Source organism: Martelella mediterranea DSM 17316, assembly GCF_002043005.1.
Lineage (GTDB): Bacteria > Pseudomonadota > Alphaproteobacteria > Rhizobiales > Rhizobiaceae > Martelella > Martelella mediterranea.
This window is the reverse complement of sequence record NZ_CP020330.1, coordinates 4290290-4312740: the sequence shown is the minus strand read 5'-3', so window position 1 is coordinate 4312740 and position 22451 is coordinate 4290290. Positions and strand designations below refer to the sequence as shown.

At 63.0% G+C, this 22451-nt stretch carries 22 protein-coding genes; 14 read left to right on the top strand and 8 right to left on the bottom strand.

Annotated elements, in window-relative coordinates; translation table 11 throughout:
• Positions 1-14: 14 nt before the first annotated feature.
• From Mame_RS20175 to Mame_RS20155, 5 genes are all read left to right on the top strand, one after another.
• On the top strand, positions 15-278 hold the full coding sequence (locus Mame_RS20175; protein ID WP_018066721.1) for an accessory factor UbiK family protein: 264 nt from the start codon (positions 15-17) through the stop codon (positions 276-278).
• A gap of 227 nt (positions 279-505) precedes the next feature.
• Entirely contained in the window at positions 506-1447 is a 942-nt protein-coding gene (locus tag Mame_RS20170) for an IS110 family RNA-guided transposase (protein WP_079920942.1), read from the top strand.
• 573 nt (positions 1448-2020) lie between these two features.
• Positions 2021-2521 carry a type III secretion system chaperone family protein gene (locus Mame_RS20165; RefSeq protein ID WP_018067762.1) on the top strand — a complete coding sequence of 167 codons (501 nt, stop codon included), beginning with the start codon at positions 2021-2023 and terminating at the stop codon, positions 2519-2521.
• Position 2522: 1 nt separating this feature from the next.
• On the top strand, positions 2523-3344 hold the full coding sequence (gene proC / locus Mame_RS20160) for a pyrroline-5-carboxylate reductase (protein ID WP_018067763.1): 822 nt from the start codon (positions 2523-2525) through the stop codon (positions 3342-3344).
• 15 nt (positions 3345-3359) lie between these two features.
• Entirely contained in the window at positions 3360-3701 is a 342-nt protein-coding gene (locus Mame_RS20155) for a tRNA-binding protein (RefSeq protein ID WP_018067764.1), read from the top strand.
• Between the two features lie 333 nt (positions 3702-4034).
• Here Mame_RS20155 and Mame_RS20150 read toward each other — a convergent pair whose 3' ends face one another.
• Positions 4035-6470 (bottom strand): ATP-dependent helicase, encoded by a 2436-nt coding sequence (locus Mame_RS20150; RefSeq protein WP_018067765.1) that lies wholly within the window; start codon positions 6468-6470, stop codon positions 4035-4037.
• Positions 6471-6689: 219 nt separating this feature from the next.
• On the opposite strand from Mame_RS20150, the gene Mame_RS20145 reads away from it, so the two are divergent.
• From Mame_RS20145 to Mame_RS20130, 4 genes are all read left to right on the top strand, one after another.
• Positions 6690-7802 (top strand): efflux RND transporter periplasmic adaptor subunit, encoded by a 1113-nt coding sequence (locus Mame_RS20145; RefSeq protein WP_018067766.1) that lies wholly within the window; start codon positions 6690-6692, stop codon positions 7800-7802.
• On the top strand, positions 7799-10954 hold the full coding sequence (locus Mame_RS20140) for an efflux RND transporter permease subunit (protein ID WP_018067767.1): 3156 nt from the start codon (positions 7799-7801) through the stop codon (positions 10952-10954). The genes Mame_RS20145 and Mame_RS20140 overlap by 4 nt, the downstream gene beginning before the upstream one ends.
• 137 nt (positions 10955-11091) lie before the next feature.
• On the top strand, positions 11092-11694 hold the full coding sequence (locus Mame_RS20135) for a YiaD family glycine zipper/OmpA-like lipoprotein (protein ID WP_018067769.1): 603 nt from the start codon (positions 11092-11094) through the stop codon (positions 11692-11694).
• Positions 11695-11827: 133 nt separating this feature from the next.
• The gene (locus tag Mame_RS20130; protein WP_018067770.1) at positions 11828-12478 is read left to right on the top strand and encodes a YiaD family glycine zipper/OmpA-like lipoprotein; all 651 of its coding nucleotides are present in this window, start codon (positions 11828-11830) and stop codon (positions 12476-12478) included.
• An 83-nt stretch (positions 12479-12561) separates the two neighbouring features.
• Here the strand turns inward: Mame_RS20130 and Mame_RS20125 are convergent, their stop codons facing one another.
• Positions 12562-12828 (bottom strand): hypothetical protein, encoded by a 267-nt coding sequence (locus tag Mame_RS20125; protein WP_155122156.1) that lies wholly within the window; start codon positions 12826-12828, stop codon positions 12562-12564.
• 222 nt (positions 12829-13050) lie between these two features.
• On the bottom strand, positions 13051-14514 hold the full coding sequence (locus Mame_RS20120; RefSeq protein ID WP_018067772.1) for a D-alanyl-D-alanine carboxypeptidase: 1464 nt from the start codon (positions 14512-14514) through the stop codon (positions 13051-13053).
• A 235-nt stretch (positions 14515-14749) separates the two neighbouring features.
• Between Mame_RS20120 and Mame_RS20115 the strand changes: the two genes are divergently transcribed.
• The 3 genes from Mame_RS20115 (at position 14750) to Mame_RS20105 (ending at position 17349) form a co-directional block, all read left to right on the top strand.
• Positions 14750-15481: a rhomboid family intramembrane serine protease gene (locus Mame_RS20115; protein ID WP_051085194.1), complete on the top strand. Its 732-nt coding sequence runs from the start codon at positions 14750-14752 to the stop codon at positions 15479-15481.
• A gap of 106 nt (positions 15482-15587) precedes the next feature.
• Entirely contained in the window at positions 15588-16022 is a 435-nt protein-coding gene (locus Mame_RS20110) for a CBS domain-containing protein (protein ID WP_026173990.1), read from the top strand.
• Positions 16023-16272: 250 nt separating this feature from the next.
• On the top strand, positions 16273-17349 hold the full coding sequence (locus Mame_RS20105) for an ISAs1 family transposase (RefSeq protein WP_079920686.1): 1077 nt from the start codon (positions 16273-16275) through the stop codon (positions 17347-17349).
• A 110-nt stretch (positions 17350-17459) separates the two neighbouring features.
• On the opposite strand, the gene hisI is transcribed toward Mame_RS20105, so the two are convergent.
• Positions 17460-17909: a phosphoribosyl-AMP cyclohydrolase gene (hisI, locus tag Mame_RS20100; RefSeq protein WP_018065643.1), complete on the bottom strand. Its 450-nt coding sequence runs from the start codon at positions 17907-17909 to the stop codon at positions 17460-17462.
• Between the two features lie 135 nt (positions 17910-18044).
• Between hisI and Mame_RS20095 the strand changes: the two genes are divergently transcribed.
• Positions 18045-18503 (top strand): iron-sulfur cluster assembly scaffold protein, encoded by a 459-nt coding sequence (locus Mame_RS20095; protein ID WP_018065642.1) that lies wholly within the window; start codon positions 18045-18047, stop codon positions 18501-18503.
• Positions 18496-18828, top strand: a complete 333-nt coding sequence (gene yidD, locus Mame_RS20090) for a membrane protein insertion efficiency factor YidD (protein WP_018065641.1) — start codon at positions 18496-18498, stop codon at positions 18826-18828. The genes Mame_RS20095 and yidD overlap by 8 nt, the downstream gene beginning before the upstream one ends.
• Here the strand turns inward: yidD and Mame_RS20085 are convergent.
• The 4 genes from Mame_RS20085 to moaA all read right to left on the bottom strand — a co-directional run bounded on the left by Mame_RS20085 (position 18816) and on the right by moaA (position 22328).
• Positions 18816-19637: a methyltransferase domain-containing protein gene (locus tag Mame_RS20085; RefSeq protein ID WP_018065640.1), complete on the bottom strand. Its 822-nt coding sequence runs from the start codon at positions 19635-19637 to the stop codon at positions 18816-18818. The two genes, yidD and Mame_RS20085, sit on opposite strands and share 13 nt — an antisense overlap.
• Positions 19638-19702: 65 nt before the next feature.
• Positions 19703-20308, bottom strand: coding sequence for a molybdenum cofactor guanylyltransferase MobA (mobA, locus tag Mame_RS20080; RefSeq protein WP_018065639.1), 606 nt, complete (start codon positions 20306-20308; stop codon positions 19703-19705).
• Entirely contained in the window at positions 20305-21258 is a 954-nt protein-coding gene (locus Mame_RS20075; protein ID WP_155122155.1) for a DMT family transporter, read from the bottom strand. The genes mobA and Mame_RS20075 overlap by 4 nt, the downstream gene beginning before the upstream one ends.
• A 77-nt stretch (positions 21259-21335) precedes the next feature.
• On the bottom strand, positions 21336-22328 hold the full coding sequence (gene moaA / locus Mame_RS20070; protein WP_155122245.1) for a GTP 3',8-cyclase MoaA: 993 nt from the start codon (positions 22326-22328) through the stop codon (positions 21336-21338).
• Positions 22329-22451: the final 123 nt, after the last annotated feature.

The following is a 22451-nucleotide window of genomic DNA, read 5'->3' as shown; positions in this document are numbered from 1 at the left end:
AAGGAGACAGCGACATGAGTTCCGGCACCACCCGCATTCTCGACGATCTGGCAAAGCTGATGACCGATGCGGCGGGCTCGGTGCAAAGCGCCGGCAAGGATTTCGAAACCGGGGTCAAGGCCCAGGTCGAGCGCTGGCTGAACAGCATGGACGTCGTCAAACGCGAGGAGTTTGACGCCGTGCGCGACATGGCGATCAAGGCCCGCGACGAGAACGACGCGCTGCGCGCCCGCATCGACGCGCTCGAGGCGAAGCTCAGTGAAAAGGCGGGCGGCTGATCTGCGTCTAAAATATTGACAGACCTATCCTTTTTACGGACGTCATCCTTGTCTGTTGACGTCTGCCGTGAACGCGGCAGTCTGATTGGCGGACGGTGTTTCGTGTCATCCTTGGTCGTTATGCGACCGTGCCCGAGCTGGAAACGCCGCCCGCCTTTCGTCAACCACCCCGAACAGTTGCCGGGGCCGGCGTTGGCGCGCCGAGCCCGTAGGACAAGGATGGGATCATGACCTTGCCACAAAACACGATCGGTTGCGATGTCTCCGGTCAGCGTCTCGATGTTTATCTTCACCCGGCTGCCAGGTCGTGCAGCTTTTCCAACGATCCGGCGGGCATCGCCGCCCTGATCGGCCTTGCGCTCGAACACCGGGCTTTCGTGGTGCTGGAAGCCACCGCCCCGTGGGACCAGCCATTGGTGCGGGCGCTTGAGAAGGCGGAGCTTTCCTTCCATCGCGCCAATCCCCGCCGCGCCCGGGACTTTGCCCGCTCCATCGGCATGCTGGCCAAGACCGATGCGGTGGATGCGCGCATGCTGGCGTTTTACGGCGCCAATCTCGACCTGCCGGCCACCGCCCCGGTTTCGCCCGAACGGCTGAAGCTTCAGGGCCTCAACAGCCGCCGCGACCAGTTGGTCGCGATGCGCAAGGCCGAACGTATCCGCCTGAAGGGCGTCGCCGATCCGGTGGTGACGGAAAGCCTGGAGGCGGTGATCGCCTTGCTCGACGTCCAGATCCGCGCGCTTGAGCGGCAGATCGCCAATGCCATCAAAGAGACCTGCGATCTTGCCCGCGATGCGGCGCTGCTGCGTTCGGCCGCAGGCGTCGGGCCGGTTTGCACCGCCATAATCCTTGCCAGCCTGCCCGAACTGGGCCTGGTTGACCGGCGCGCCATCGCCGCCCTGGCCGGCGTGGCGCCAATCGCGCGTGAATCCGGCCTCATGCGCGGCAAACGCCATGTCCAGGGTGGGCGAAAGCGGGTGCGCGATGCCCTCTACATGGCCGCCCTTGCCGCGATCAGAACCGGCCGGTGGAAACAGGACTACGACCATCTGCGAAGCCGCGGCAAGGCACCCAAAGCCGCGATCGTCGCCATCGCCAGAAAGCTCCTCGTCGCCCTCAACACAGCCATTCGGGAGCAAAGACCAATCCTCAATGCACAAACAACTTGACAGAAAAGCACACAGTTGCTCGGGCTTGACCCGAGGATGACGTCCGTTCCGCGCGAGCGGCGTTGGCGCGCCGGAAGGGAGTGTGTTTGAGGTCACTTTTTTCCCGAGACGCTCCTCGCGTTGATCCGTGCTTAGATCCTCGGCACAAGGCCGAGGATGACGGCGGAGAATAGGGCAGGCTTTGTCAGCAAACTGAAGGGGGGCAAATAACCCGCCCCCCCCACCCTCCGAAAATCCGAATTTTGAAAGCGGGTCAGCACATGCGGCCCGGTTTCTTCGTTTCCGCGCGCCAAAACCGACCTCCAAACGGGCCCAAAGACGGATTTCACCAAAAAAAATCAGGCCTGTGGACATGGCAAAAAAATGCAGGTCGCAGAGTCGGTTAGGTGTCAGCCCTGAATCATTTTCAGAGCCGCGAAAAGACTCGGATCGTGAAAGGCCGCCGTTGGGGGCTGGTGTAGATGAAATCGCATTATACACTGATTTTAATAGATGATTCGAAATTGAGGCAGGAGGTCCTGTGTCGGTCCGCATTGACGGATGACCGGCGGCCCCGCGCTGAGAAGGTGGTTTATGAGCCTGGGTTTGCTGGAAATCGAACGACTGAACAATCCGGTCGATATGATCGAATTCGTGGCCGCCACGAATGAGTGGACGTTCGAGCGTTCCGGCGAGGATGAGATCGCCATGACGGTCGGCGGCCGCTGGGCGGACTATCACGTCTCGTTCTCGTGGATGAGCCACTACGAGGCGCTGCATCTGGCCTGCGCCTTCGATCTGCGGGTGCCCGAGCATCGGGTCAACGAGGTCGTCAAGCTGTTGTCGCGGGTGAATTCCCAGGTGCTGATGGGGCATTTCGATTTCTGGGCACATGAAAATGTCGTGGTCTATCGCCAGTCCCTGCTTCTGGCCGGTGGCGCCGAGCCCACCAACCAGCAGGTCGAAGTCACGCTGTCCAGCGGGCTCGATGCCTGTGAGAATTATTTCCAGGCCTTCCAGTTCGTCGTCTGGTCCGGCATGTCCGCCGACGACGCCATGAAGGCGGTGCTGTTCGAGACGGTCGGAGAGGCCTGAGATGACGGAACTGGCAGACATCGATGGCGTGGTGCTGGTCGGGGCGGGTAATATGGGCGGCGCGATGCTGTCCGGCTGGGTCGCTGGCGGGCTGAGGCGCGAGGCGATCACGGTCATTGATCCCAACCCATCCAACAACATCAAGAGCCTGCTCGACAAAAGCGGCATCCGCCACGCGGTCGCGGCTTCCGATGCGATCAAGGCGAAGATCCTCGTGCTCGCCGTCAAGCCGCAGGTGATGTATGCGGTGCTCGACACGGTCAAGCCAATGATCGATGACGACACGCTGGTGATTTCGGTCGCCGCCGGCAAGACGCTCGGCTATTTCGAGGAGCGGCTTGGCGCGCTGCCGATCGTGCGCACCATTCCCAACACCCCGGCGATGATCGGCCGCGGCATGATCGGCGCTTTCGGCAACGACAAGGTCGGCGCGGCGGGCAAGGCAGTCGCCGACACGCTGCTTGCCGCCGTTGGTAAAGTCGAGTGGGTGGAGAAGGAAGCCGATATCGATGCCGTCACCGCGGTGTCCGGTAGTGGTCCGGCCTATGCCTTCTATCTGGTCGAATGCATGGCCGAAGCCGGGCGCAAGCTTGGCCTCGATCCCGATCTTGCCATGCGGCTTGCCCGCGGCACGGTGACCGGCGCGGGCGCGCTGCTTGATGCGTCCGACGACGATGCGGGCACTCTGCGCAAGAATGTCACCTCGCCCGGCGGCACCACGGCGGCCGCGCTGGAGCAGCTCATGGCCGAGGATGGGCTGCAGCCGGTTTTCGACCGCGCGCTGGAAGCCGCCCGCGAGCGTTCGCAGGAGCTTGCCGGCTGATCGGAGGGCGGAGAATTGAGCGACGAGATTAGTTTTGATGATTTCCTGAAGGTCGACATCCGCGTCGGCACCATTGTCGAGGCCGAAGACTTTCCCGAGGCGCGCAAGCCCGCCTACAGGCTCAAGATCGATTTCGGCCCGGAGATTGGCGTCAAGAAATCCTCCGCCCAGATCACAGTGCATTATACGCCGGAAACGCTGGTGGGCCGCCAGATCATGGCCGTCGTCAATTTCCCGCCGCGCCAGATCGGCCCGGTGCGCTCTGAAGTGCTGACTTTAGGCTTTGCCGATGACGCCGGCGCGGTTGTGCTTGCAGGTGTCGACAAACCCGTCGCGAACGGTTCCCGGCTGCACTGAGCGTACGCCGGAGAAGATAACAGCACTATTTGTTGACAAGTCTCTCTGTTTTACGGGCGTCATCTTTAGGCTTGACCCGAGGATCCAAGCACCTCACCCTGCGACAGGCGTCTGCGGCGTCATGAAGTCATTGAAATATAACATCAAAAATCCGCCAACGCTTCTCGCGTCTGATGTGATTAGATCCTCGGGTCAAGCCCGAGGATGACGCAGGTGGGTGGCTGAGCGACCATCAAGGAACCAAAATCCCAAGGAAACGTGGATGCCAGTGGTTAAGCCGGAGAGCAGCATGACGGAGGACCCTTCGGCAGTCCGATTACCGTCTTCCGGCGTTCAGACCGGCTTCACAAAGCCATCAAGCACGCGCTTGCGGCCCGCCTTGTCGAAATCGATGGTCAGCTTGTTGCCTTCGATCGAGGTGATGTTGCCATTGCCGAACTTCATGTGGAAGACGCGGTCGCCGATGGCGTAGGCGGAAGCCTCCTCGCCGGTGGAGCGCGCCACCAGTTCGCCCTCGATGGTGCGTCCGCGCGGGCCGCTTTCGCCGTAGCCGATCCGCTCCACCGCGTGGCCGGAGCGCGTGCCCCAATTGTCGCGGGTGGCGTCGGAGCGGTTGCCCTGCGCACGCTTCCAGCCCGGCGTGGCATAGGTGTTGGAAAACGGCTCGGCCCGGTCGAAGCGCGACTGGCCGTAGCCGCCATAGGACACCTCGGTCTCGCCGACCTCGACATGGTCTTCCGGCAGTTCATCAAGAAAGCGCGACGGCATGGTCGATTGCCAGAGCCCGTGGATTCGGCGGTTGGAGACGAACCAGATATGGCAGTGGCGCTTGGCGCGGGTGATGCCGACATAGGCAAGCCGGCGCTCTTCCTCCAGCCCCGCGCGGCCGCTCTCGTCGAGCGCGCGCTGGTGCGGAAACAGGCCTTCCTCCCAACCGGGCAGGAACACGGTCTTGAACTCCAGCCCCTTGGCCGAATGCAGTGTCATGATCGAGACGGCATCGAGGTCTTCGTTGTTTTCGGTGTCCATCACCAGCGAGACATGTTCGAGAAAGCCGCGCATGCTCTCGAAACCTTCCATGGAGCGGATCAACTCCTTCAGGTTTTCGAGCCGGCCCGGCGCTTCCGCCGACCGGTCGTTCTGCCACATCTCGGTATAGCCGCTCTCGTCGAGGATCTGCTCGGCAAGCTCGGTATGCGGCGTGGTTTCCAACAGGTCCTGCCAGCGGTCGAACTGGGTGACGACGTCGAACAGCGCCTTGCGTGGCTTCGGCTTCAGCTCATCAGTGTCGATCAGCTCGCGGGCGGCCGCCAGCATCGGAATGTTGCGCTCGCGGGCATAGTCGTGGACCTTGCGCACGCTGGCATCGCCAAGGCCGCGCTTCGGCGTGTTGATGATCCGCTCCAGCGCCAGATCGTCGGCCGGCTGGCAGGTGAGGCGGAAAAACGCCATGGCGTCGCGAATTTCGAGGCGCTCGTAAAAGCGCGGGCCGCCGATGACGCGGTAGTTGAGCCCGAGCGTGACGAAGCGATCCTCGAATTCGCGCATCTGGAACGAGGCGCGCACCAGGATCGCCATGTCGTTCAGCGCCTCGCCCTGCTTCTGGTACTGCTCGATCTCCTCGCCGATCGCGCGGGCTTCCTCCTCGGAATCCCAGGCGGCGTGAACCTGCACCTTGCTGTCGTCGGGATCGGTGCGTTCGGTGAACAGCGTTTTGCCGAGACGGCCCTCATTATGGGCGATCAGATTGCCGGCGGCCCCCAGAATATGCGCGGTCGAGCGGTAATTGCGCTCCAGCCGGATCACCTTGGCGCCCCGGAAATCCTTCTCGAAGCGGAGAATATTGTCGACCTCCGCGCCGCGCCAGCCATAGATCGACTGGTCGTCATCGCCCACGCAGCAGATGTTGATCGGACCTTCGTCGCCGGCGGGCCGCTGGGCCAGGAGCCGCAGCCACATATATTGCGCGGTGTTGGTGTCCTGATACTCGTCCACCAGAATGTAGCGGAAGCGCTTGTGGTATTCCTTCAGGATATCCGGATGCTGACGGAACAGTTCGATCGGGTGCAGCAGAAGATCGCCGAAATCGCAGGCGTTGAGCGTCTTCAGCCGGTCCTGATAGGCCTGATAGAGTTCGCGGCCGCGGCCATTGGCAAAGGCACGGGCGTCGCCCTCGGCAATCGTCTTCGGCGTCAGGCCCTTGTTCTTCCAGTTGTCGATCATGCCGGCGAACTGCCGCGCCGGCCAGCGCTTGTCGTCGAGACCCTCGGCCTGGATCAACTGCTTGAGCAGCCTGAGCACGTCGTCGGTATCGAGAATGGTGAAGTCGGAGCGCAGACCGGCAAGCTCGGCATGGCGGCGCAGAAGCTTGACGCCGATCGAGTGAAACGTGCCGAGCCAGGGCATGCCCTCGACCGCGCCGCCCACCAGCGCGCCGATCCGTTCCTTCATCTCGCGCGCGGCCTTGTTGGTGAAAGTCACGGCAAGAATCTGGCTGGGATAGGCCCTTCCGGAAGCAAGAATATGGGCGATGCGGGTGGTCAGAACCCGGGTCTTGCCGGTGCCCGCACCCGCAAGCACCAGAAGCGGCCCCTCGGTGGTTTCCACGGCGTCGCGCTGCTCGGGGTTGAGGCCGGAGAGATAATCGGGCGCATCCGGCGCGCGGCGCGCGGCCATCGCTCGTGCGGCAAGGCCGGAGCGGGCGGGCGCTGCGGGCTGCGGCGCATCGTCTTCGTCGAAAAACGGAATATTGTCGTCACCTTGATTCATGAGGCCAATCTAATGGCTTGCATGCCAAAGGTGAAGGCGGCGCGGGAAATGAGAACAAAAAAAGCACATCCCAGCCAATGCCGGCCACCGTTTATGTACCGCCAGGCGGAGGTAACATTACAATTTGGTGAGGTTTGATCTGGCGACTTGCGGAGGCGGGAACGATAACGATACTTCGGTGACAGGAATCCCGCCCCAGTTGCCAGTCCGAGGTCATGAATGCGTCTTTATCAACAGCTTGCCGTCAGTCTCGGCGTTCTGGCAGTCGGGGCCGCGGCCTGGCTCTGGTTTGCTCCCGATGGCCGCGAGCTCATGGCCTCGATGGGCATTGCCGGTAATAACGACACGGCCAGGCCCCCGGCAGGCGGCCGCGGCGGCGGTTTCGGCGGCGCGGTTCAGGTCGTCACCGCGCCGGTCGCGATCGGCACGGTCAACGACCAGTTGACGGCGATCGGCAGCGGGGCTGCGATCCAGTCGGTGACGCTGCTGCCCGAGCAGGCCGGCACGATCACGGAGATCAGCATATCCTCCGGCGACAAGGTGGAGAAGGGCGACGTCATCGTCCGGCTCGACGACCGCGAGCAGGTTCTGGCGCGCAACCTGGCGGAGGTCGCGCTTGAAAGCGCCGCCCGGCAGGCGGAGATCAATCGCAAGATCAGTTCCTCGATTTCCAATCTCGAAGTCTACAACGCCGAGATCGCCGAGAAATCCGCTCAACTCGATCTCGAGACGGCGGAACTCAATCTCGCCCGCCGGCAGATCGTCGCGCCGATTTCGGGCGTCGCCGGGATCGTCGGCGTCAATGTCGGCGACTATGTCACCACCTCGTCGGAGATCGTCACAATCGATGATCGCTCTGCGATCCTCGTCGATTTCGACGTTCCGGAGCGCTTCGCAACCGCCGTCACCCCGGGAACGCCGGTGGAGGCAAGCCTGGTCGCAGCGCCCCAGAAGCGCTTTGACGGCGTGGTCGAGGCGGTCGACAACCGGATTGACCCGGCAAGCCGCACGTTCACCGTGCGCGCGCGTATCGACAACGAAAGCGACGCGCTGAGAGCTGGCATGTCCTTCGACGTGACCATGCGGTTTCCCGGCGATGAATATCCGGGCGTCGATCCGCTGGCGATCCAGTGGGATTCGGAAGGCGCCTTCGTGTGGCGTATGGCCGACGGCGCGTCCGAGAAGGTCCGGGTCCGCGTGATCCAGCGCGACCCGGATGTGGTGCTGGTCGATGCCGCGCTGGAGGCGGGCGACCCCGTGATCATCGAGGGCATCCAGCGCCTGCGCGAGGGCGGCGCGGTGCGTCAGGCGAATGCGGGGGCTTCGTCATGAGCGAGGATACCCCGACCGGCGACAAGCGCGACGAGATCGAGGAAATCGCTGTCGATCACGCAACCGAGCATGGCTTCACCGCGCTCTTCGTGCGCCGGCCGATCATGGCGCTGGTGTTCAACGCGCTGATCGTGGTCGCCGGCCTTGCCGCCTATTTCGGCGTCGAGGTGCGCGAACTGCCGGATGTCGACCAGCCGGTGATCACCGTGCGCACCACCTTTTCCGGCGCTTCGCCCGAAACCGTCGACCGCGAGGTCACCGATGTCATCGAAGGCGCGGTGGCGCGCGTCTCCGGCCTGCAGTCGATGTCGTCGCAATCGCAGACCGGCTCCAGCCGGGTGACGCTGGAGTTCAGCAAGGATACCGATATCAATGTCGCCTCGATGGACGTCCGCGACGCCGTCGGCCGGGTCGAGGGGCAACTGCCGGACGACGCCGACGAGCCGCGCATCGTCAAGGCGGATTCCGATGCGCAGCCGATCCTGCGGCTGGCGGTCACCTCCTCCACGCTCGATATCGACGACCTGACCAAATATGTATCGGACAATATCGAGGACAGGCTTGCCGCCGTTTCCGGCGTCGCCGATGTCGCGGTCTATGGCGACCGGGACAAGATCTTCCGCATCGATATCAATCAGGCGGCGCTTGCCAGCCGCGGCCTGACGGTCGCCGATCTCGCCAATGCGCTTTCCGACATGTCGTGGGACGTGCCGGCGGGGTCGCTCACCAGCACCACCCAGGCGCTCGGCGTGCGCGCCACCGCCGACCTTACCACACCGGAAGAATTCGCCGATCTGAAGGTCGCCGACAATGTCCGCCTCGGCGATGTGGCGACTGTCGTCTTCGGCCCGGATACGGCTGCGACGGCGCTGCGCTATAATGGCCAGCCGGGCATCGGTCTCGGCATCGTGCGTCAGGCCAAGTCCAATACGCTGGAGATATCGGAGGGCGTGCACAGGGTCATCGAGGAGCTCCGGCCAAACCTGCCGGAAGGCACCACGATACGGGTTTCGAGCGACGATGCGGTGTTCATTTCGGGCTCGATCGAGGAGGTGGTCCGCTCGCTGACCCTTGCCGCGCTGATCGTGGTGGCGATCATCTTCCTGTTCCTGCGCGACTGGCGGGCGACCATCATTCCGGCGATCACGCTGCCGGTGGCCCTGATCGGCACGGTCGCCGCGATCTATGTCGCCGGCTTCTCCATCAATATCCTGACCCTGCTCGCGATCGTGCTTGCCACCGGCATGGTGGTCGATGACGCGATCGTGGTGCTGGAAAACATCGTGCGCCTGCGCGCGCTCGGCTTGGGCCCGCGCGCGGCAGCCGTTCTCGGCACCCGCCAGGTTTTCTTCGCGGTGATCACCACCACGGCGACCCTTGCCGCCGTGTTCGTGCCGTTGTCGTTCCTGCCCGGCCAAGCTGGCGGCCTGTTCCGCGAATTCGGCTTCGTGCTCGCCTTCGCGGTGATGCTGTCGTCCTTCGTGGCGCTGACGCTGTGCCCGATGCTGGCTTCACGCATCCTGGTCCAGCATTCCGAGACCCGGCCCGGGCTTGCCACCCGGCTCGGCAATGGTTTCAACCGCTTCTATGCGCATTCGCTGCGCCTTGCGCTTGCCGCGCCGCTGGTCGTGCTTTCCTTCGGTGCGTTGCTGATGTTCGGCGCCTATCTCGCCTATGCCAACATCACCAATGAACTCCTGCCGAGCGAGGATCGCTCGATGCTGATGATGCGGGTCTCGGCGCCGGAGGGCGTCAGCCTCGATTATACGCGCGACCGTATCCAGCAGGTGGAAGAGCGCCTGCAGCCGCTGCTCGACAGCGGCGAGATCGAAAGCGTGTTCTCGATCTCCGGCTTCGGCAGCAATACCAATAGCGGCTTTATGGTGATGACGCTCGCCCCCTGGGGCGAGCGGGAACGGGTGCAGAGCGCGATCGCCGGCGATGTCAACATGGCCGCCGGCCAGATTCCGGCCGTGCGCGCCTTCGCCTTCCAGCCCAATTCGCTCAATATCAGGGGCGGCGGCAACGGGCTCAGCGTCGCCCTGGTGGGGTCCACGCACGAGAAGCTCGCGGTCGCGGCGTCCGAGATCGTGGCCGCGATGGAGGCCGATCCGATGTTTTCCGCTCCGCGTCTCAGCAATGACGCCTCGCAGGCGCAGCTTGCCCTGACGCTCGACCGCCGCAGAGCGGCCGATCTCGGCATCGATATCGGCGGTCTGTCAGAGGCTTTGAGGGCCCTGCTCGATGGACGCTCGGTGGGCGAGGTGTTCATCGACGGCCAATCCTATGACGTGCAGCTTCGCTCGGATACCCGCAAGGTCGATGACCCGACCGATCTCAGGAATATATTCCTGAAGGCAGGCGATGGCCGCATCGTGCCGCTGTCCACCATCGCCACGCTGGAGGAAAAATCGATCGCGCCGACGCTGGAGCGCGAGAACCAGCAGCCTTCGGTTTCGCTTTCGTCCAGCCTTGGGGAAGGCGTTGCGCTGGGCGAGGCCTATCAGCGGCTCGTCGAGATCGCGGAACCGCTTCTGCCCCCCGGCGCCCATGTCGAGGCGCAGGCGGAGGCCGCCGCGCTCGATGAGAACGCCTCGGGAATGACGATGGTGTTCGGCTTCGCGATCGTCATCGTGTTCCTGGTGCTGTCCGCCCAGTTCGAAAGCGTCTGGAGCGCGCTGATCATTCTGGCGACCGTGCCGTTCGGCATCGGCTGCGCGGTGATCGCGATGCTGCTGACGGGCACCAGCCTCAACATCTATTCCCAGATCGGCCTTGTGCTGCTGATCGGGGTGATGGCCAAGAACGGCATTCTGATCGTCGAATTCGCCAACCAGCTTCGCGACCGGGGCGAGGGGGTGCGCGACGCGATCGAGCATGCGACGCTTCTGCGGCTCCGGCCAGTGATGATGACGATGATCTCCACCGTTCTCGGCGGCATCCCGCTGGTGCTGGCCTCGGGTGCGGGCGCGGAGGCGCGCATCGCGCTCGGCTGGGTGATCGTCGGCGGGCTCGGCTTCGCCACCATCGTGACGCTTTACATCACCCCGGTCGCCTATCTGATCCTCGCCCGCTTCTCCAAGCCGAAGGTCGATGAGGAACGTCGCCTGAACGCCGAAATGCACGACGCGACATTGCTCGGGCACCATTAACGTTGGGCCATCCTGCGGTGTCGTTTGGCCCGGTCATGAGCGGAAATCGTCAGGCGCTGCTTGCGGAATCATCCGCCATGCTGTTGTTATGGAAACCGGCCGGAAGCACCGGCATTTCGAGAACAGAGGGGAACACCATGATCAGGACCATCGCTATTGCTCTTTCAGGCTTGCTGCTGCTTGCCGGATGCTCTTCGACCGGGGGCGAAGACGTCGCGCCGCAGGAAGTGTCGGTTACGAATATTTCCGTTTCCGATCCGGGGGCTTACATGGACAGTCAGGAGCAGGCGTTCCGTGATCAGCTCAAGGACACCGGCGTGACGATCATCCGGACGCCGAAATACATCGCGCTGGTCTTCCCGTCCTCGATCACCTTCGAGACCGACAAATACGACATCGTTCCCGAATTCACGCCGGCGCTCGATACCATCGCCGCGCTGCTGCGCAAGTACAGTGCCACCGATATCGACGTGAACGGCTATACCGATTCCACCGGCTCGGACGCCTATAACCTGAAACTGTCGCAGCAGCGCGCCAATGCGGTCGCCGGCGCCATTATTCAGCGCGGCGTCAGCCCGCAGCGCATCCTGCCGGTTGGTTATGGCAAGGCCGATCCGGTAGCGAGCAACGATACCGCAGACGGCCGCGCCCAGAACCGCCGTGTCGAAATCCGGATCGCGCCGCCGGCCGCCGCCGCCACGGCTGCCGCGCCCGTGACCGCGGCGCCCATGGCCAATTGAGGCGGCTGCGCTATCTTGACAACAGGTGCGGCTGATTGTGGGATTGCCCCCGAGAAGCCGCACATTCACGCCATATGATTGCCGCAAAGGAACGGCTTCAACATTGGCGAAGCTTTCAACTCTGAGGGACACCATGCTGAAGAAGATCACCATTGCAGCCGTAGGCCTTGCCTTTCTTGCCGGCTGCACGACGACCGACCCGTATTCGGGCCAGACCGTCAACAACAACACCGGAACCGGCGCGCTCGCCGGCGGCGCGCTTGGCGCGCTGGCGGGTCTTGCCGTGGGCGGCGACGCCAAGGGGGCCGCGATCGGCGGCGCGCTCGGCGCAATCGCCGGCGGCGGCATCGGCGCCTATATGGACAATCAGGAGCGTGAATTCCGCCAGGCGCTTGCCGGCACCGGCGTTTCCGTGGTCCGCAATGGCGACATGCTGACGCTGATCATGCCGGGCAATGTGACCTTCCCGACGGATCAGTACACGATCCTGCCGAATTTCTACTCGACGCTGAACGCTGTTTCGACCGTTCTGCGCAAGTATGACCGCACCGCGGTCAACGTCAACGGCTACACCGATTCGACCGGCTCGCTCGAATATAACCAGCGGCTCTCGCAGGAGCGCGCCAACAGCGTGGCGAACTACCTGATCCAGTCCGGCGTGGGCGGCAATCGCATTTCCGCCGTCGGCTTCGGCCCGTCCAACCCCGTCGCCTCCAATGCGACGCCGGAAGGCCGCGCCCAGAACCGCCGCGTCGAGGTTCAGATCTCCGCCGTCAAGATGTAATGGCAAAAGGCGGCCTTCGGGCCGCCTTCCTGGCTTTGCACTCATGAAAAGAGGTCGCGCCCGGCGCGGCCTTTTTTTGTATTTTACCGCAGCCTGAGATTGACGGGCATTCTGCCTTCGGGCTCGCCGGCGATATAGATATGGATCTTCACGGCGGGGGCGATCGAGCGGGCGGCGCGTTCGCTCTGGCTGGACAACAGGCCCACCAGTTCGCGGGCCTTGTAGCGCCCCTGGAAGCGCGCGTAATCGGCGAGCTTCTGGGCGGCTTCCTGCAGCGGGTTTAGGCCGCCACGGCGATCGAGGGGGAGAGATTGGCCTGACATCATTCCGAAACGCTGTTTCCTGGTCACGTCTATCCTCATACGCAAGACACTCAAGGATTTACCGGGGGTTTGGAGCGCGTTGGGGCGAGGTGCGGCTATTCGAACTTTCGCTGTTCTTGCTTTCCAAAACCTTACTCTCGAGAATAAGGCGGAAACCTTTCAAAAGGCTTTACGAAAAACGCCGGCCCGTTATCGGGGCCGGCGTTTTATTGTCGTAAACAGCAGAAAGGTGCCGTTAATTCATGGCGTCTACTGGAGGCTTGCCCAGCAGCTCACGCCGTTCTGCTTCAGCGCGCGGCAGGCGCGCACGGCCTCCTCCTGATCGGAGAAGCCGCCGAAGCGGGCGCGGTAGACCGACTGGCCGCCGGTATTGTAGGCGAGCGCGAAGGGCTCGGAACTGTCGAGCGCGCCGCCGGCCTTGCCCTTGGTGCTGGCGAGAAGCGCCTTGGCGGCCTCGGGCGTTGCGGCGGTGCCGACCTGAACCACCCAGCCGCGCGACGCGCGAACCGAACCGGTCTTGATCGAAGTGTCGGGCTGCGAAGCCTCCGCGGCCGGCACGATCGCGCTTCCCACCGCATCGGCAACGCCATCGGCGGTTTCGAGAATGTCCTCGACGCTCAGACCGTCATCATTGTCGGGCGCTCTGCGCGCGCTCGGCACCGGAACGTTTGCGATCAGCTCGGCCTGCGGTCCGGAGAGGACTGCCGGGGCGGCGGCGGCCGTGTTGTCGTTGGCATAGGCGAGCGCGACACCGCCGGTCTGGCTCGTGGGCCGTGCATAGGGGATCGGGCCGGTCTTCGGGAATACCATGGCGGCTGCGACGATCGGGCCGCCGGTGCTTCTGGTGCGGGCGATCACGAACTGCTTGCGGCCATTGGAGGCCTTGGGCAGGTAGGTGGTGATCAGCCGGGTCGCCCACTTGTCGCGGCTGGCGGATGTCGCGCCGCCCATGACCACGGCAACGATCGAGCGGTTGCCGGAAATTGCCGAGGTCGCGATGTTGAAGCCGGAGGCGTTGGTGTAGCCGGTCTTGATGCCGTCGACGCCCTGAACATTGCCGAGAAGACGGTTGTGGTTGCCGATCGTGGTCTTGCCGAACTTGAAGCTGCGGGTGCCGAAATATTTGTAGTACTGCGGAAAATGCTGGCGCAGCGCGATGCCGAGGCGGGCCTGGTCGCGCGCCGTGGTCTTCTGCGCGCTGTTCGGCAGGCCATGTGCATTGCGGTAGGTCGTCTTCGTCATGCCCAGCGAGTGCGCCTTGTTGGTCATCATCTTGGCGAAATTGGTTTCCGAACCGCCGAGGAGTTCGCCAAGCGCGGTCGCCGCGTCATTGGCGGAGCGGGTCACCAGCGAATAGATCGCCGTCTCGACGCTGATCGAGTTGCCAGCGCCGATGCCGAGCTTGGTCGGCGGCTCGGCAGATGCGTTCTTGGAGAAAGGGACCCGGGTATCGAGCGTGATGCGGCCGTCGTCCAGCGCCTCGAAGGTGAGGTAGAGCGTCATCATCTTGGTCAGCGAGGCCGGATAGCGCGGCGCGTCGGGGTTTTCGCCGTAAAGCACCTTGCCGGTGTTGACGTCGATGACGATGGCGGCGTCATTGCTGTCGGCGCGCGCTGGGGCAAACCCGGTCAGCAGAATCGTGAAAGCCGCGAGAAGGATCGCGGCCGCTGAAAACCGGCTCTTGGGGAATCGGCTTGTTGCCTGTCTCTGCATACGAAAAACTCTTGCGAATTCTGGCGGTTGATGTTTGCTGGCGGTTCCGTGACCGGATGATACCGGGCCGGAAAGCACATTGCTAGGCTGTCGGCGAGTGTGCGCAAATCGGGGTTAATATCCCATTAAGTCCGCGGGCGATTTGCGTGGTTTATTTAAGAATCTACGCATATACAACGCCTGCTTTCAAAATCCCGGCCGATCGGATATCACACCCGCAAACAGGAGTGCGATCATGCAGACACCGCGTATGGGCGGCGGCCGGATGGATCATGAACGGCGTCGCGAGCCCGCCATCAACCTGCCGCCGGTGGTGATCGGCGCGCTGGCCTTGCTGTTCGCGATCTTCCTTGTGCAGGAATTCCTGCTCTCCTATCGCACGAATGTGATGATCTGGCAGGACTTCGGGTTCCTGCCGGTGCGCTATGCCCACAGCCTTTCGCAACAGGGATGGGCATGGCTGTGGTCGCCGCTTACCTATTCGCTGCTGCATGGCGGCTGGACGCATATCGTGTTCAACGCCATCTGGCTGGCGATCTTCGGCGCGCCCGTCGCCCGGCGCATCGGGGCGGTGCGTTTCCTGATCCTGTGGGTGACGAGTGCTGCTGCCTCGGCGTTCTTCTTCGCCGCCACGGATTGGGGCGCGGTCACGGTGCTGATCGGCGCGTCCGGTGTGGTCTCTGCCTATATGGGGGCGGCCTGCCGCTTCGTGTTCGCCGGCGGACGGTTCCTGCCGCAGGCGCATCTCGGGCCGCGGCTTGCCATTGCCGATGTGTTCCGCGATCGCACCGCCCGCGCCTTCGTGCTGGTCTGGCTGGCCGGCAATCTGCTGATCGCGGTGGGCGTCAGCTTTGCCGGCGTCAGTGCCGGCGAAATCGCCTGGCAGGCCCATATCGGAGGTTTTCTGTTCGGTTTCCTCACCTTCCCGCTGTTCGACGTCAAGCGGCCGCGCACCCTGGTTTTCTGAACCGGTCACGGTTTCCTTGCAATCGCCCGAAACCTCATGCACCATTCGACTTTGCGTGGCCGGCCGGAGGCGGACACGCGTCGGCGCCGGAAACGAGGAGGTTTCGATGTCCATTACCGTGAGAATGATACTTGCCGAGAAGGGCCGCGCGGTCGTGACCGCGAAGGGCGATACGTCGATTTCGGAAATCGCGACGATCCTGCATCAAAACCGGATCGGCGCCGTGGTGATCGTCGGCAGGAATGACAGCATTGTCGGCATTTTCACCGAGCGCGACCTGGTCGGCGCGATCAGCAAGCACGGGGCGGGATGTCTTTCCCATCCGGTTTCGACGGAGATGACCGAAAACGTCTATCGCTGCGACGAGGGTGTGAGCGTCAACGAATTGATGGAGGTGATGACCAAGCGCCATTTCCGTCACGTTCCCGTTGAAGTCGACGGCCGTCTCGCCGGGATCATCTCGATCGGCGACGTCGTCAAATCCCGCATCCGCGAGGTCGAACAGGAAGCCGAGCACATCAAGTCCTATATCGCCGGGTGAGGGGAACGCCTTCTTTCTCTGGCCTTTCAGCCAATAATCTCTCCCCTTGAGGGAGAGATGCCCCGACAGGGGCAGAGAGGGGTGAACCCTTTCTGCGAACTCGGCTTTTAGGGCTTACGCCCTTTACCCCTCTCTGTCGCTTTCGCGACATCTCCCCCTCAAGGGGCAGGGGAATCGCGTATGGCTTTTAAGCTATTGAATATTTGACGCAAATCGATTCATCTTCAGCCTTTCTGTTGTGGAGGGTTGGATGGACGGATTTGCGTCTCTTTTCGGGTCGGTTCCGGACCCTCGGGCGGCCAATGTCCGCTATTCGCTGAACAGCGTTTTGTTCATTGCCTTGGCCGCGGTGCTGTGCGGGGCCGAAACCTGTCAGGACATGGCCGACTTTGGCGTCTCCAAGCACAAGCTTTTGAAGGAGATCGTGCCTCTGCCTTACGGCACTCCCAGTCACGACGTTTTCTCGAATGTTTTCAGACATATCGACCCTGAGGCTTTCGAAACGGTCTTTGCACGCTTCGCGCAGGCTTTCGCAAAATCCATCAGCGGCGTCATCGCCATCGACGGCAAGGCCGTGCGCGGGGCCTACAAACGCGGCGACAAGGCCTCGCCCCTGCATCTGGTCAACATCTGGGCCGCCGACCAGCGCATGGTCATCGGCCAGCAGCTCGCGCCGGGCCGCAGTGAAGTCAAAGGCGTTCTGCAAGCTCTTTCATGCTTGTCGCTGGATGGCTGCATCGTCACGGCTGACGCGCTGCATTGCAGGGCAGACACAGCCTCTGCCATTCTCAAGACCGGCGCCGACTATGCGCTTGCACTCAAGGGCAACCAACCGGGCCTTCTCAACCGGGCGATCGCCCTGCTTGAAAAGGAAAGCAACCCCGACAGAGCCGAAAAGGCCGATGGCAAGGCCCATGACAGAACCGAAACCCGACGCGCCGTCATCGTCAAGGCGGAAGGAATGGATTTTCCCGGCGTCAAGGCGATCGCACGGCTTGAAAGCATCCGGGTGGAGCCCGATGGCCGGCAAACGCGTCACATCCGACATTTCCTGCTGTCCAGGTCAGTCAGCGCTACCGCCTTTCTGGACATCGCCAGAGCGCACTGGACGATCGAGAACCAACTGCACTGGGTGCTCGACGTCGCCTTCTGCGAAGACGCCGCCAGAAACCGAAAGGATCACGGGCCCCGGAACCTCTCGATCCTTCGCAAGCTCGCTCTCAACATCATCCGACACCACCCGGACAAGGCGTCCATCCGGCGCAAAATGAAAAAAGCCGGATGGGACGATACCTTCCTAATCTCAATGATCGCTCATATGCGATAGCCCTGCCTCAAGGGGGGAGATTATGGGCTGCGAGGCTGCTGCAAAACCGGACGCCTCAATGTACTGAGATTCGCGACAAGGTAACGTCGAAGTCTCCCTCCCGAAAATCCCTATTTCCCGCCGTAGACTTCCTTCGGATCGAAGGCCCTGTCATCGTCGATGCTGGTCAGCACGGCTTTGCCGCCCTCGATCGAGGCGGAGCGGTAGAAGCAGGAGCGGCGGCCGGTGTGGCAGGCGGCGGCGTGGCCGGTCATGGTCACCTTGATCAGAACCGCGTCCTGGTCGCAATCAGCAAGCACCGTCTCGACGCGCTGGAGATTGCCCGAAGTCTCGCCCTTCTTCCAGATCGCCTTGCGCGAGCGGCTGTAATAATGAGCAAAGCCGGTCTGAAGCGTCAGCGCCAGCGCCTCGGCATTCATATGGGCGAGCATCAGCACGGCGTTGTCGCGCGCGTCGGTGACCACGGCGGTGACGAGACCGTTTTCATCAAAACGCGGGGTGAAGACGCGCGATTCATCGAGCAGGGCCTTGTCCTGCGGCGGCTTTTCGAAATTCAGCATGGCTTTTCCCGTTTCCGGCGGTTTAAATAGACCCGGATCGGAACCTTGGCAATCGTGCGCTGCGGGCTTGTTGCGACAGCGCCGAAAACCCATCTTCCGTATGAAACATTGAAAAGACGCGCCGCAGGGTGACCGATGGACGATATCTATTCCGCGAAAATATTGCAGCATGCCGGCAATGTGACCCGGCTCGGCGTTCTCCCGGATGCCGACGCATCGGCCTCGGCGCATTCGCGGCTGTGCGGTTCGAAACTGACGGTCTATCTCAACCTCGCGGATGGTCGCGTCAGCGGTTTTTCCCACGAGTTGAAGGCATGTGCGCTCGGTCAGGCGTCATCCGCGATCATGGCCGAGACCATCATCGGCGCGACGCCGGCGGAAATCCGCGATGCTCGCGATAAGATGCGGGTCATGCTGAAGGAAGGCGGGGAGGGGCCGGACGGCCGCTTTGCCGAGATGCGCTGTCTCTTGCCGGTGAAGGATTATCCGGCCCGCCACGGTTCGGTGATGCTGACCTTCGAGGCCACCGTCAAGGCGCTCGATGCGCTGGAACGCGGCCCCGCTCTGGCCGAGGCCGTCGGGCGCGATGTGTAACGGGCATTCGCGCAATTACAGCGGGCCCTTTCCGAAGACGCCGGGCAGGCTTCTGGGAACCGGCCTCATCCGGCTCTACCAGCTCACCTTTTCAAGCCTGATCGGCCAGTCCTGCCGGCATCTGCCGACATGTTCGGAATATGGCTATGAGGCGATCGCCCGCCACGGTCTGTGGTCGGGCGGGTTTCTCACGCTCTTCAGGGTCGGGCGCTGCGGGCCGGGCGGCACGTCCGGCTTTGATCCCGTGCCGGAGAAGCTGGACCCGCGCTGGCACTGGTACACGCCGTGGCGATTCTATCGCGCCGGACGCCGTCATGCCTCCTGAAGCCGGGCGATCACCAGATAGCCGGGCGTCGGCTTACCGTTTTCCATCCGGACATTGATATCGGTAACCTCAACCGTTTCGAAGCCGGCGTTCTTCAGGCCAGTCTCGATATAGGCGAGGCTGTGGCCGAAGCGGTGATGCGGGCCGACGGCGTAGCCCGCCCCCTTCAGCCTTTCCTCCGGCAGGGTCTCGGCGGAAAAGGCGAAGATGCCGCCTGTTTCCATATTGGCGGCAGCGCCCTGAAACAGCGCGTCGAGTGTGCCGAGATAGGGCAGCACGTCGGCGGCGATCACCAGATCGAACGGCGTTTCGTCGCTTTCCTCGAGGAATTCTTCGACCTCGGCAACGAACAGGGTGTCGTAGAGACCCTTTTCATAGGCGATCTCGACCATGTTCTCGGAAATGTCGAGGCCGGTGATGTCGTCCGCCATGTCGCTGAGCGCGTCCGCGCCAAGGCCGGTGCCGCAGCCGAGATCCAGCATTCGCCGGAACGGGCCGAGCGCAAGCGCCTGAAACCGCTGGCGGATCGTCATCGGCACGCAATAGCCGAGTTGCTCCACCAGAATATCCTCGAAGTCATCGGCATGCTGGTCGAACAGGGTCTCGACATAGGCGCCGGGCGCCTTCAGCGGCGTATCGCCGAAGCCTGTGGCGGCAAGGCGCACCTCAGCGCCGCCATGGTCCTCGGGGTCGAGGGCCAGCACCTCGCGATAGGCCTCGGCGGCCTCGGCAAGCCTGCCTTCCTTTTCCAGCGCTAGTGCCCGGTTATAGGCCTTTGCCAGCTTCTTCTCGTCGATCTTCCGCGCCATCGCCTCAGCCTCATGTCTTTCGGCCTACGCTCTATGCCGGGTCGCGGGATGGCGCAACAGCCGATTTACAGCGAACCGAACCGTATTCGGGCCTGTTCCAGCTCTTCCGGCGTGTTGATGTTGAAGAACGGATCGCTATCGCCGGTTATTTCGAAATCCACGAACCGGTGCGGATGGCGCTCCAGAAAGCCCATCAGTCTTCTGTTGCCGTCGGCAAGCCAGGCGGCAAGGTCATCGGCAAGCAGGAGCGGCCAGAGCGCGAAAACGGGATGGACGCGGTCGTTCGAACGCGCGGCAATGATTTCGTTGGGGGTGGGGGCTGCTGCGGCTAGCCGGTCGACGAAATCCGCCGGGAAAAACGGCGTGTCGACGGCGATCGAGGCGATATGGGATGCCGACCCGCCCTCGAAATGGCGAAGCGCGGAAAGGATGCCGGAGAGCGGACCATTGTGCTCCCCGCCGCCATCGGTGACGATGGGGGCGCCTGCGAATTCCGCCATCGCCCCATCATGGCGGCTGATGACCACCGGTCCGCTTTGTGCGGAAAGACGGGCAAGGGCATGGGAAAGCAGCGTGCCATCGCCGAAGGCGAGCATCGCCTTGTCTTCGCCCATGCGCCGCGAGGCGCCGCCGGCGAGAATGACGGCCGGGATGCGGTCAGGTTTCGTCAATCGCGCAAAACCTCCTCTTCGGCGCGCGCCAGCAATCCCCCGCCCTGCGGGCCGCCGGGCTGGGTGGTTTCGCTGAGCGGCTCGATGCCCTTCTGGCGTTCGCGGTAGAACGAGTAAAGGCCCGCGCCGACGACGATCGCGCCGCCGATCAGCACGTTCACGCCCGGATAGGTCGCAAACATGATCATGCCGAGAATGGTCGACCACAACAGCCCGGTATAGCGGAACGGCGCGACATAGGAGATATCGGCCTTGCGCACGGCAAACACGATGAACTGGTAGCCGATCAGCAGAAAGCCCGCCGCAAGGACCAGCAGGCCGACGAGCGGCCAGCGCATCAAATCCCAGTCCTGTTCGATCGTGCCGAGCCCGGCGCCGCCGATGGTCAGCAGGGCCGAGGTCGACAGGGTGATCACGATCGCCGGCACATCGGTGCGGATCGCCTTGGTCAGAAGGTCGCGGGCGGTGGCGAAAAGCATGGCGATCACGACGTAGAGCGCGCCGCTCTCAAAGCCGGCGGGACCCGGCTTGATGATGATCATCACCCCGATAAAGCCGGCGATGATCGCGCTCCAGCGCCGCCAGCCGACGGGTTCGCCCATGAACAGCGCCGCGCCAAGGGTCACGGCGAGCGGCAGGCATTGCAGGATCGCCGCCGCATTGGCAAGCGGCATCGCCTTCAGCGCTTCGAGGTAGGCGATGGCGGCGATAAGCTCGCATGTGCTGCGGATCAGAACCCGCGGCTCGAACACGGCCCGTATGTGCGAAAACACGCCCGCCCGCCAGGCGATGATCAGTGCGATGACCATGACGATCAGGCCGCGGAAGAACATGATCTGCCCGACGCCGATCTCCTCGGTCAGCTTTTTCACGATCGCGTCGTTGATCGAAAAGCTGGCCATGCCCGCGATCATGAACAGCGCGCCGGAAAGATTTGAGGAAATACGCATCATTCGCCCATATTTTGATCATTCGGTTCATATCGCCGAACCGAGTCTGGGGGAAGACGCGTTGATGCTTTATATTTTCAGCCGCCGGTCATGCTCATGTGGCGGGCGACGGCGACGCGGGAGGTTTTCTCGTCGAGCTCGAAATTGTGCTCTTTCGGTTTGCGGGCGATGGCATTGTCAATGGCGTGGTGGAGTGCCGCGTCGTCACCCGGATTGTCGCGCAGCACGGCGCGGAAATCGGCATTGTCGTCCTGGCCGAGGCACATATAGAGCATGCCGGTGCAGGTGAGCCGCACCCGGTTGCAGCTTGCGCAGAAATTGTGACTGAGCGGGGTGATGAAGCCGAGCTTGCCGCCGGTCTCGGCAACCCTGACGAACCGCGCCGGCCCGCCGGTGTCGAGCGGGATGTCGGTGAGCGTGAAGCGCTCCTCAAGGTCGCGGCGGACCTTCGACAGCGGCAGATATTGCGCGGAGCGATCGGTCTCGACCTCGCCGAGCGGCATCGCCTCGATCAGCGTCAGGTCCATGCCCTCGCCATGGGCAAAGCGGAGAAGGTCGGGGATTTCGGCCTCGTTGAAGCCGGCAAGCGCCACCGCGTTGAGCTTGACCTTCAGTCCGGCCTTGCGCGCGGCTTCGAGCCCCGCCATCACCTTGTGAAAATCGCCCCAACGGGTGATCTCACGGAATTTCTGCGGGTCGAGCGTGTCGAGCGAGACGTTGATGCGGCGCACGCCGGCGGCGTGGAGATCGTCGGCAAAGCGCGAAAGCTGAGAGCCGTTGGTGGTCAGCGTCAACTCGTCAAGCGCGCCGTCATCAATGCGGCGGCCAAGCGCCTCGATCAGATGCATCACATTCTTGCGCATCAGCGGTTCGCCGCCAGTGAGCCGCAGCTTGCGCACGCCCTTGTCGATGAAGGCGTTGCAGAGGCGTTCGAGTTCCTCCAGCGTCAGCAGGTCGCGTTTCGGCAGGAAGGTCATGTTTTCCGCCATGCAATAGGTGCAGCGGAAATCGCAGCGGTCGGTCACCGAGACGCGCAGATAGGTGATCGCGCGCCCAAAAGGGTCGATCATCGGGGCGGTTTTTTCGTCCGCTATCTCGCTGAAATGCCGGTTCACGCAAAATCTCCTTGCCGGGAAGATGTTCTTCGGCTTGGCAAGCGTCAAGTCCGGTGTCAAACAAAGCTCTGTGAATTG